The following is a 10,258-nucleotide window of genomic DNA, read 5'->3' as shown; positions in this document are numbered from 1 at the left end:
CGAAGGGGCCCTTCTGAACCAGGTTGGCGGGGGTCTGTCCCGCGGCCAGCGCTACGAGCTGGTGCCGCAGGAGTTTCAGGATCCGCGGCTCGAAGGCGGACGTGTTGCCGCCAACATGGGGTGTGATCAGGGCGTTGGGCGCGGACCACAGCGGGTGGTCCTGCGGCAGCGGTTCGGGGTCGACGACGTCGAGGGCGCACTGCAGGCGGCCTGACAGGACTTCCTTGGTCAGGGCTGCCGTGTCCACCACCGGGCCGCGTCCCACGTTCACCACGAGGGCGCCGTCGGGCAGTGCGGCGAGGACTTCCTCGCCGATCAGGTAGTGGGTGTGCTCGTTCAGCGGCAGCACTGTGACCAGGATGTCGTGCGTGGCGGCCAGCGCGGCCAGGTCCGCCGAGGCGTGGACCTCGCCGTGCTTGTCGGTCCGCGCCGTGCTTCCCACCCGGGTGACCGTGACCTCGAAGGGCTCGAGCCGGCGGGCGATCTCGTGGCCGATCCCGCCGACGCCCACCAGCAGCACGCGGCGGTCCGCCAGGGACTGGCGCCGTTCCGGCCGCCAGAGGCCGTACTGCTGGTCTCGGACGGCCTGGTCGATGCCGCGCAGTTTGGCGAGGATCAACCCCACCGCCAGTTCCGCCGTCGCCGCCGCATGAACGCCGGAGGCGTTGGCGACGCCGGCCGCCGGACCGGCGGCCTCAATGACGCCGTCGTATCCGGTGGACTGCGTCTGGACGAACTTCAGTTCGTCCACCTGGGCGAGCGATCCCAGAACCGCGCCGGCGTTGATGTACGGGAGGATGACGCCGTCGATCTCGCCCAGCGTCGCGTTTTCGGGATCCGACTTCATGTCCCAGACAACGCCTCTCAGCCCCTCCGGAAGGGGTGTGAGATCGGCGAGAAGTTGCCGGTCGGGGAAGCTGATGGTGCGTACTGGTTGCATCGGAAACCTGTTTCTGTGGATCTGGGGCGGATTGGGCGGGCGGACTCTGGTGGGTCCGGGGCGGTTAGCGCCGGTCGAACGTGAGCCCGCCGGGGACCTGGAAGGTGGGCATAAGTTCCAGCATGCCAACGTTCACGTGGCGCGGTGTTTCGATGGCGTAATCCATGGCATTGACAATGTCGTCGGTGGTGAGGGATTCGTAGCCCTCGTAGTACGTCTTCCAGGCCTCTTCCATGGCCTCAGGCGTGCCCCCCATGTTGCGGCCGAAGATCTCCGTCTCGACGCGTCCGGGGCAGATCTCGGTGACACGGATGCGCTTGCCCACGGTGTCGTTGCGCAGCTGGCGCGAGATCTGGTGCACGGCCGCCTTGGTGGCGTGGTAGACCGTATGGCCGTAGAAGTTGTACAGGCCGGCGATGGAGCTGATGTTGATGACATGGCCGCGGTCGCGTTCCACCATGCCCGGCAGAACCAGGCGGGTCAGCTGGAGCAGGCCGCGGAGATTGACGTCAATGAGCTCGTCGATGTCGTCTTCCGAGGAGTCCAGGATGTTGCCGGGCCGGGACACTCCGGCGCAGTTCACCAGGACGTCGACTTCGAGATGACCGACGGCGGCAGTCAGGGCCGCGGTGTCGGTCAGGTCGACGACGTGGGGAATGGCCCCGGTCTTGTCGGCCAGGTCGTTCAGGCGTTCCTCGTTGCGTGCCACTGCGTGGACCGTGAGTCCGCGCTTGGCCAGGCGCTCGGCGATCGCGGCGCCCATCCCGGTTGAGGCGCCGGTGACGAGGGCGGTTGAGTAGTCTGAAAACGGCATTTAAGTCTCCTGGTTGTGCAGTAGTAAGTGTTAGGCGTCGCGCAGCGGAAGGTGCGCGCGGTCCTTGACGGTGCTGACGGCTGCCAGCGTGCCCAGCGCGGTGATGACGGCGTAGAAGGCGGGCATGTAGACGTTGCCGGTGGACGAGATCAGCCAGGTCATCAGCAGCGGGGCAGTTCCGCCGAAGAGTGCCGAGGAGATGTTGTAGCCCAGTCCGTAGGCCGAGTACCGGACGCGGGTGGGGAACAGCTCCACGATCAGGATGTGGATCACCGCGGTGTGCCCGGCGAAGACAACGGCCATGATGCAGGCGCCCAGGATGGCCAGCGCCATGTTGCCGGTGGCGATGAGGGCGTAGGCAGGGATGCCCAGGACAGCCATGGCGATGGCGGCGCCGGCGATGACCTTCTTGCGTCCGATGCGGTCGGAGAGGGCACCCATGAAGGGGATCGCGATGCAGATGACCACCAGGCTGCAGGCCGTGACGAGGAGGGCCTCACCGATGGTGAAGTTGAGCTGCTTGCCCTTGAGGAACGTGGGCATGTACGAGAAGAGGACGTAGTAACCGGAGCCGTTCATGAGCGGGATGAACAGAGCCAGCACCATGGCGCGGCGGTGTTCGGCCGAGGCGAAGGCTTCCTTCAGCGGGTTCTTGGACAGCCCGCCCTCTTCCTTCAGCTTCTGGAAGTTCGGGGTGTCGCTGATGGCCTTGCGGATGTACCAGCCGATGACGCCCATGGGGATGGCAACCAGGAATGGAATGCGCCATGCGAAGGAACCGAAGCCGCCGCCGTCGATCGCTGCCTGGGTGAGCCATGGCGACATGGAGTAGGCAACCAGCGTACCGGTAAGCAGGGCAGCGAAGGAGGCGATCTGGGCGTAGGAGGTGATGATGCCGCGCTTGCCTTCAGGGGCGTGCTCGGCGAGGAAGGTCATGGCACCGGCAGCCTCGCCGCCAACGGAGAAGCCCTGGAGCAGGCGAAGCAGCACGAGCAGCACCGGTGCTGCGATGCCGATGGCTGAGTAAGCGGGCAGCAGGCCGATGCCCGCCGTCGCCACGCTGATCAGAAGGATGACAAAGACCAGTAGTTTCTGTCGGCCGATCTTGTCTCCCAGGATGCCGCAGACCACGGCGCCGAGGGGGCGGACGAAGAAGGAAACGGCGTAGCCGGCGAAGACGAACAGCAGGGCGTTATCCGGGTTGCCGGGAGCCAGGAACACAAGGGCAAGGGTTCCGGCCATGAAGGCGAAAATGCCGTTGTCGTACAGCTCCACAAAGATTCCGACGCACCCGGCGGTCACGACCTTACGGGTCTGCCTCGCATCGAGGCGGTCATGCTGCGGTGCACCCGCACGCGTTGATGTAGACATTTTCATTCCTATCTTGGACTTGGTTCGAGGGGAGTTCATCGGTGGTCCTTAGCTGCCGGCTGCCGGTATGAGTTCCGGCCAGCCGGGCTCTTTGCCGATGCCAAGGAGGGCGAAGACTGTGCTGACTCGGGAACGGAGGTTTTCCAGTTCCCGTATTGCGGCCCGATGCTTTGCTGTGGCTTCGGGGACGGTGGTCTTGCGGAAGGTGATGGTGTGCCCGGGCCGGGCCTGGGCAAGGGTGTCGAGCGAGCGGCTGGTGACCACTGCCAGGACGGGATAGCCGGCGGTGACGCCGCGTCCGCGGTGCAGCACCAGCAGTTCTTCCCTGGAGGGAACCTCGATGGCACCCACCGGAACGCCGCGCGACAGCACTTCGGCTGACGTTTGGCGTTCGGGCAGGGCACCGCCGAGGCGCAGCCCGATGTGATTGCTCCGGGCGCTGACGGTGTATTCGGTGTTGAACAGCAGCTCTGCTGTGTCGCCGAATTCGTCGACGTCCGGACCGTCCGTGACGTCAATGACCGCCCGGCTGCTGTATTCGGGCCTGGTCAGCCCCAGCCTGAACAGCGGAAGGTCAAAGTATGGCTGCCGGATGGGTCCGACGCTCCTGGAGGTCTTCAGCTCGGTATCCTCGGAGAGCCGGAGGCCGAACCCGACGACAGTATCCGGGGCGGAGCTTCCCAGCAGGGCCGGCGCCTCAACCGAACCGTGGACGGCAAGGTAGGCGCGGAGGCCGCCGGTGATGCCGCGCACCGCAACGGTCTCCCCCGCACGCACGGATACCGGTTCCCACTGCGGGCATTCGCGCCCGCCGACCGTGAGGGTCAGCGGTGCGCCGGTGACGGCGATGAGGAGGTCCGTGGTGGCCCGCATGCGGAAGTCCAGCGCGGTTATTTCCAGCAGCGGGGCATTGTCCGCGTTGGCGGCGAGGATGTTCGCCGCCCGTGCCGAGAACTGGTCGAGCGCCCCGTTGACGGGAAGGCCGAACCGGGGTCCGCGGAAGCGGCCCAGGTCCGTGACCACGGAGTTTCCGGGCTGCTGGATGATCAGTGATCCGCTCATCGTGCCGCCTCCAGTTTCCGGCCCTCGTAGTCCGCGAACTCTTCCGGCTGGATCTGGCGGAACGTCAGGAGGTCGCCGGGCAGGTAGGGAACCAGCGGCTCACTGGCGGCGTCAAGGACGGTCAGCGGTGTCTGGCCGATGACACACCATCCGCCGGGAGCCACCGCCGGGGCGATGACGGCCTGCCGGCCGGCGACGGCCACGGCACCTGCCGGAACGGACAGCCGGGGGTCCTTCAGCCGCGGAACGGGGAGCGGAAAATCGGGGCCGTCCATCATGGGTGAACCCGCAGGGGCGCCGAGGCAACGGATGACGTAGGACTTGGCCGTGTGCAGGGAGATGATCTCCTCCACGGTGAGTTGCTCGTGCTCGGCGACGCGCGCCAGGTCCGGGCCGTACTCGCCGCCGTAAACCACCGGGACGCTGAACTCACGGGGCGTGCGGGCGGGTGCACCCGTGTGCTCAAGCTGGCGCAGGCCAAGGAGGACAAAGGCCCGGACCTGTCGCGCCGAGGTGACCCCGGGGTCAAATTCCACGAGCAGCGAGTCGTACGTCGGCACTGCGCCGTGTACGCCGTCGGCCCCTGCAGTCTCAAGCCATTGAGCGAGGGAGTGGACACTGCTCCAGTTGGCCTCCGTGTCAGCGGAGGAGGCGACGACCCGCAGGGCGGAATCCCCGGACTCGAAGATCTCCACGGGAGTTGGATTTGGGGTGGCAGCCACGTCAGGCGACCTTCTCTTTGGCGGCCAGCACCTGGGCCAGCGGGGCGATGGTCACGCCGGCGTTCTCCAGTTCGGCGCGGACCTGGCGGGCCAGCTGCACGGCGCCGGGCGTGTCACCGTGCAGGAGGACGGTGTCGGCAATAATCGGCAGGTCCGTTCCGGCGACGGTCTCGATGAGGCCTTCGCACACCATTCGCACGGTGCGCTCCACGATGGCGGCAGGGTCATGGATCACGGCGCCGGGGCGGCCGCGGGGCACCAGGGTGCCGTCGGCTTCGTAGGCGCGGTCGGCGATGCCGACAATGCCCACCGGGAGCTGCCGTTCGGCAGCGGCGGAGGCCAGTTCGCCGTCCTGTGCCAGGACGATGAGGCCGGGGTTCAGGCGGGCGGCGGCGTCGGCCACGGCCGCTGCGTAGTCGGAGCGGGTGGCAACGAGGTTGCCCAGGCGTCCGTGCGGCGCAATGTGGGCGACGCTCGTGCCGTGGTATGCGGCGAAAGCACTCAGCGCACCGAACTGGTACAGGACGTCGTTGCGGACCTCGTCGGCCGTCAGGTCCATGGCGCGCCGGCCAAAGCCACGCAGGTCCGGGAAGCTCGGGTGTGCCCCGATGCTGACGCCGCGGCGGACACATTCAGCGACTGTCGCGTGCATGATGTCCGGGTCACCGGCGTGGAAGCCGCAGGCGATGTTGGCACTGGAAACCACCTCGAGCAAGGCCGCGTCGTCGCCCATCGAGTAGGCGCCGAAGCCTTCTCCAAGATCTGCGACGAGATCAACTGTGGGTCCCATTATCTGCCTTCCTGGGGTGCTTAGCAGCGGCCCTGCCCGCCGGGGCAAAGGGATCAGCTGCGCTGGTGTTGAGGAGGGTCCGAGCTGGCCCTGCGGAGGGTTCCCGGTTCGGTGCTGCCGGGCTACCGGCTTCTGCAAAAAAAGTCTGACACCGGGATTTGGCTCACACAAAGACGTAATCGGTGTCACGGGATAGGTGCCGGTTATGACCGCCTCCGCACTGGAGTCCATGATCGTCCCCTTCCCGCTAAGGAGGGTTCGGGCCTTGGCGACCCACCCTCGTTGAATTGAAGATATGGAGCATTTATTTCCGGAATGTAAAACAAGCCGCCTATTTCGATAAAGTCCATTTCTATGCAAAATGCATCTGGCCCCATCAGGAATTCACATGTCACCGGAGGGGATAGAATGTAGGCTTAGTGAAATAGCGTTCTGGGTTCAACCTAGTGTCAGCGATGTGGATCACACAAAGACCTATTGCGTGTCCCTCCATAGCAACCCGTTATGACCTTCTGTGGGTTCAGGGCGCCGCAAAGAGAGAGGGCGGCCGTGGATACCAGGAAACTTGCGTACTTCGTACAGATCGTGGATTCGGGGAGCATCACCAAGGCGGCGGCCGCACTTCACGTGGCACAGCCGGCCCTGAGCCAGCAGGTTTCGGCGCTGGAGACTGATCTGAAGCAGCGGCTGCTGATCCGCAGCAAGCAGGGAGTGCAGCCAACGGCCGCCGGGCACACGCTGTACCGCCACGCCCAGTCCATCCTTCGGCTCGTCGCCCAGGCCCGGCAGGACGTCGCCAAGTCCGGTGCCGCGCCCGCAGGCAGGGTGTCCATCGCCATTGCGCCCTACAGCATGGCCTCGAGCCTGACACCCCGGATCATCAGCGAAGTAGCCCGCCGGTACCCGGATATCGTCCTGCACGTCACGGAAATCTATGGCGGCGTCCTGAGCGAGGCCATCAAGAATGGCAGGCTGGACATGGCCCTCATCTACGAGCCGGGGCCCATCCGGGGCGTCCTCTTCACCACGATGATCGTCGAGGACCTGCACCTGGTGGTCAACGCCGCCAGGACGGATGTCAATGCGGAGACCGGCGAGATCACGCTGGAGGAGGTGGCCCGTCTGGGGCTCTTCCTTCCCGAAAAGATCCACACCCTCCGCCAGGCCGTGGAGGCGGGCTTCGAGAGCAAGGGGCTGAAGCTCCAGCTCGTGGGCGAGGTCGAGTCCGTGCCGTCCATCGCGCGTCTCCTGCGGGCGGACCTGGGGGCCACCATCATGCCCAAGTCGGCCGCGGACGCGTTGTTCCACGAGGAGGACTTCCACGTGCTGCGGATCGTGGACCCCGCGCTGCAGTGCAAGATCGCCCTGTGCACGCCCGACCATGATCCCCTCTCAGAGGCGGCGTCCGCTGTACTCCTGGTGCTTAAGGAAATGCTGCAGGAAATGCTCAGCAATAAGTATGGCCGGTAGGGGTTCATAGGTTCCGCTTATTAGGGCACTCATCATTTGTCTTAGTAACGGACTCCCCGGGATTCTAATATTGGCAGCAAGCTAACAAATTGCGGAAAAGCATTTTCCACAATCAGAATCCGGGAGTTTGCCATGAAGAAGCTCAGCACCATCAGGAGAACTACAGACCCGAGTCTGGGACTCATGGCGAAAACCGGATCCCACTGCCCCACCAACGGCTTCTGGCGGCCGGAGGACCGGTCCGCAGCTCCGGTCTTCGTTTTCGAAGGAAGCATCATGCCGGTCAGCGGCGGCGGCTCGACGGTCTGGTACCTGGAGGACGCCGTCTTCGGCGCCCCCGCCTACCCGATCCCCCAGCGCGTCTAACCGGCTCTTACCCTTCGGCGGCCCAACTAGGTGTACTGCTCAGGCAGGTTGGTTGAGGCCGTGTGAGGACACGGCGTGAGAATTCCGGGATGACGAAGGCCTCCCGGTGTGGAGTGGAGCTGTCTAAGAACCGGCTGCACACCTAGGAGGCCTTCGTGTCCCACGCTAACGCAATGTTGATTCAAAAGCCCGTTTGAAGCTCGCCCGCTTAGTCATTGATAAGCACTGGACGATCACTGAAGCGGCGAAGCTGTTCATGGTGTCCTGGCCGACTGCCAAACGCTGGGTCCAGCGTTACGTTGAGCAGGGGCCAAACGGCATGCAGGACCGGTCCTCCAGACCGCATTGCAGTCCCAACCGGACACCACGGGCGCTCGTCAAACGTATCGTCGCCTTGCGCTGGCGAAAACGGCTTGGTCCGGTCCAGATCGCCGGCCGGCTGGGCCTCGCACGTTCATGCGGTCCTGGTCCGCTGCGGTATCAACAGGCTGCGTTACATCGACAGGGTCACCGGCGAGCCGATCCGCCGCTACGAACACCAAGCCCCGGGGGAGCTGCTGCATGTCGACGTCACCAAGTTCGGGAACATCCCCGACGGCGGCGGCCACCGATACCTCGGTCGTCACGAAGGCGGGAAGAACTCGCGCACCTCGGCAGCCCGAGCCGGGCTGCCCCGTTCCAGCAAACACCCCAGGAACGGCACTGCCTTCGTGCACACCGTGCTGGATGATTACTCCCGGATCGCCTACGCCGAGATCCACCCCGACGAGAAGGCCGTGACCGCCATCGCCGTGCTCCGCCGGGCCGTGGAATGGTTCTCCGGGCAGGGCATCAGCACCAAACGCGTGCTCTCCGACAACGGCTCCGCCTACGTCTCCAAAGCCTGGGCCCAGGCCTGCACAGACTTACACATCACCGCCAAACGGACCCGGCCTTACCGGCCACAAACCAACGGCAAGATCGAACGCTTCCACCGCACCCTCAACGACGGCTGGGCCTACGCAAGGTTCTACGGAACGGATACAGCCCGCAGAGACGCCCTGCCATCCTGGATCCACTACTACAATCACCACAGGCCCCACACCGCCATCGGGAACCAGCCACCCGTCAGCCGGCTAACCAACGTCCCTGATCAGTACAACTGATATGTAGTTCTCGTCTGTCAAGAGCATGGGGAAGCAGCCCCAAGGTTTGGGCCTGGGGCTGCTTCCTTTGTATTGCCGGGATTAGCGTTGGAGTGGCATAGCGTGTCGTTGGCGACGGCGCGGTCAGACTGATATGCGCGGGTTGGTTACCGCAGGACGATGTGTTCGGCTGGAGGCTACCGCTGGTCTAGGAATATCGGGCGTGGCCCCCGTTGCGGGGTGCCCATAGTTGTATCGCGGGTTTACTCCACGCGCTGCAAAATGCCACGCACCAAATCTTGTCCCGGCTGTTTTCCGTATCTCCTGGGGAGGGAACGGAAGTCAGTTGGGTGTTCGGTGAATTTCTGAGGTTCCGGTCGCCAGGGACCAGCACCAGCCGGAAAGCTCACGTGCGATGGCAACATTGGCGATGACGGGGCGCTTGCGGCGTTCGAGGTAGCTGATCCAGCGTTCGTGCAGGCGCCGGTTCCCGGCATGGCCGCGCGTTCGTGCCTCGGAGGTGGCTTCTTCCCAGCGTGAACGCATGAGCCGGGAGGGGTTGTTATATGGCCTGCGGTGGTGCCAGGCCGCTTCAACGAGCAGCCGGCGGGCATGGCTGTTGCCTGTTTTCATGATGGACCCCTGGGATCGGCATTGTCCGGAAGAATGCTCCGTCGGGACCAGGCCGAGGTAAGCGCCTATTGTGGAGCCGGTGAACCGGTCCCAGTCGCCGATCTCCACGGCCAGTCCAAATGCGGTCAGCGTCGAGATGCCGCGCAAGCATTGGAGGGCGCGGACAACCGGAGTGTATTCGCTTCCATATGCCATGGCAGTGATCGCTTGATCGAGGCGGTCACGTCGGTCCGAGATCTCATGCATTGCCTCAAGGGAGGACTCATAGGTCAACTGCCGGGCCGGTGCCTCGAAGCGCTGGCGGGCGAGCCAGAGCTCATGGGTGCCAGTCCAGGCCTGGCCGCCCGAGTAGACGATGCCTTGGCGCAACAGGAGTTTGGAGATCCGGTGCCGGGAACGCATCAGGTCTCCGCGCAGGTCTTCACGGGATCGAACCAGATCCCGTGCTGCTTCCTGGTCCTCTGAGGGCACCCGGATTCCCGTGACTTCGCCCAGCTTCAGCAGCCGGGCCAGATGCAGGGCATCTTTCGCGTCGGTCTTTACCCGGTCACCGGACGGGCGCTGGAGCTTTGACGGGGCCGCGACCACTGTGTCGATCCCTGCAGCAAGGAGGAACCGGGCCAGGCCGAAGCCCGTCGGACCTGCTTCGTAAACGACTCTGACCGGGCCTGGCAGGGAGAGAATCCAGGCAAGAATCTCACCATAATCCGGTGTCATCCGGTGCGGAATGATTTCGCCGGTCTGGGCGTCCAACGCGCATGAGACAACGGTGCGGGCATGCACATCCAAGCCGACGCTTGTACGCTCGAACATAGCTGGAACCTCCAAATTTCAAATGTGGCTCTACCTGTCCGCCAAGTGTGGCAGGCAACCCACGCCTTGCTTTGAAAGGAGGTTCCAGCCCACGAAGCCACACTTCCTGGGCCTTCTGACAGAGGCCATCAACGCCGGGACAGGATCCGGAGC

At 64.7% G+C, this 10,258-nt stretch carries 9 protein-coding genes and 1 pseudogene; 3 read left to right on the top strand and 7 right to left on the bottom strand.

The genetic code is table 11. The features are described 5' to 3' along the window. The 6 genes from ARGLB_RS00280 to ARGLB_RS00255 all read right to left on the bottom strand — a co-directional run. Positions 1–940 (bottom strand): 2-hydroxyacid dehydrogenase (locus ARGLB_RS00280; protein ID WP_003797556.1); only part of this gene is annotated, 940 nt, incomplete at its 3' end. A gap of 64 nt (positions 941–1,004) precedes the next feature. Next, on the bottom strand, positions 1,005–1,754 hold the full coding sequence (locus ARGLB_RS00275; RefSeq protein ID WP_003797554.1) for an SDR family oxidoreductase: 750 nt from the start codon (positions 1,752–1,754) through the stop codon (positions 1,005–1,007). A 30-nt stretch (positions 1,755–1,784) separates the two neighbouring features. Further along, positions 1,785–3,125, bottom strand: coding sequence for an MFS transporter (locus tag ARGLB_RS00270; protein WP_043417534.1), 1,341 nt, complete (start codon positions 3,123–3,125; stop codon positions 1,785–1,787). Between the two features lie 48 nt (positions 3,126–3,173). Continuing rightward, the gene (locus ARGLB_RS00265; protein WP_003797551.1) at positions 3,174–4,187 is read right to left on the bottom strand and encodes a 5-oxoprolinase subunit C family protein; all 1,014 of its coding nucleotides are present in this window, start codon (positions 4,185–4,187) and stop codon (positions 3,174–3,176) included. Beyond that, positions 4,184–4,909: a 5-oxoprolinase subunit B family protein gene (locus tag ARGLB_RS00260; protein ID WP_003797549.1), complete on the bottom strand. Its 726-nt coding sequence runs from the start codon at positions 4,907–4,909 to the stop codon at positions 4,184–4,186. Before ARGLB_RS00260 ends, ARGLB_RS00265 begins: the two co-directional genes overlap by 4 nt. Before the next feature lies 1 nt (position 4,910). Next, positions 4,911–5,699: a LamB/YcsF family protein gene (locus tag ARGLB_RS00255; protein WP_043417532.1), complete on the bottom strand. Its 789-nt coding sequence runs from the start codon at positions 5,697–5,699 to the stop codon at positions 4,911–4,913. A gap of 549 nt (positions 5,700–6,248) precedes the next feature. On the opposite strand from ARGLB_RS00255, the gene ARGLB_RS00250 reads away from it, so the two are divergent. The 3 genes and pseudogenes from ARGLB_RS00250 to ARGLB_RS00240 all read left to right on the top strand — a co-directional run bounded on the left by ARGLB_RS00250 (position 6,249) and on the right by ARGLB_RS00240 (position 8,680). Continuing rightward, a complete protein-coding gene (locus tag ARGLB_RS00250; protein WP_003797546.1) occupies positions 6,249–7,169 on the top strand; it encodes a LysR substrate-binding domain-containing protein in 921 nt (306 codons plus the stop codon). Positions 7,170–7,352: 183 nt separating this feature from the next. Then, the gene (locus ARGLB_RS00245) at positions 7,353–7,535 is read left to right on the top strand and encodes a hypothetical protein (protein WP_245531437.1); all 183 of its coding nucleotides are present in this window, start codon (positions 7,353–7,355) and stop codon (positions 7,533–7,535) included. Positions 7,536–7,690: 155 nt separating this feature from the next. Then, positions 7,691–8,680 (top strand): annotated as a pseudogene (locus ARGLB_RS00240) (IS481 family transposase). Between the two features lie 321 nt (positions 8,681–9,001). Here ARGLB_RS00240 and ARGLB_RS00235 read toward each other — a convergent pair. Next, entirely contained in the window at positions 9,002–10,105 is a 1,104-nt protein-coding gene (locus tag ARGLB_RS00235; protein WP_003797540.1) for an IS110 family RNA-guided transposase, read from the bottom strand. Between the last annotated feature and the right edge of the window lie 153 nt (positions 10,106–10,258).

The organism is Arthrobacter globiformis NBRC 12137, from assembly GCF_000238915.1.
In the GTDB taxonomy this organism is placed as follows: domain Bacteria; phylum Actinomycetota; class Actinomycetes; order Actinomycetales; family Micrococcaceae; genus Arthrobacter; species Arthrobacter globiformis.
Note: the sequence above shows the minus strand (reverse complement) of the source record. Positions and strands in the feature narration are given on the sequence as shown.

Excerpts from the sequence above, each read along its gene's own strand:
- ARGLB_RS00275 (WP_003797554.1), bottom strand. The coding sequence starts at position 1,754 with ATGCCGTTTTCAGACTACTCAACCGCCCTCGTCACCGGCGCCTCAACC.
- ARGLB_RS00270 (WP_043417534.1), bottom strand. The coding sequence starts at position 3,125 with ATGTCTACATCAACGCGTGCGGGTGCACCGCAGCATGACCGCCTCGAT.
- ARGLB_RS00265 (WP_003797551.1), bottom strand. The coding sequence starts at position 4,187 with ATGAGCGGATCACTGATCATCCAGCAGCCCGGAAACTCCGTGGTCACG.
- ARGLB_RS00255 (WP_043417532.1), bottom strand. The coding sequence starts at position 5,699 with ATGGGACCCACAGTTGATCTCGTCGCAGATCTTGGAGAAGGCTTCGGC.
- ARGLB_RS00245 (WP_245531437.1), top strand. The coding sequence starts at position 7,353 with ATGGCGAAAACCGGATCCCACTGCCCCACCAACGGCTTCTGGCGGCCG.
- ARGLB_RS00235 (WP_003797540.1), bottom strand. The coding sequence starts at position 10,105 with ATGTTCGAGCGTACAAGCGTCGGCTTGGATGTGCATGCCCGCACCGTT.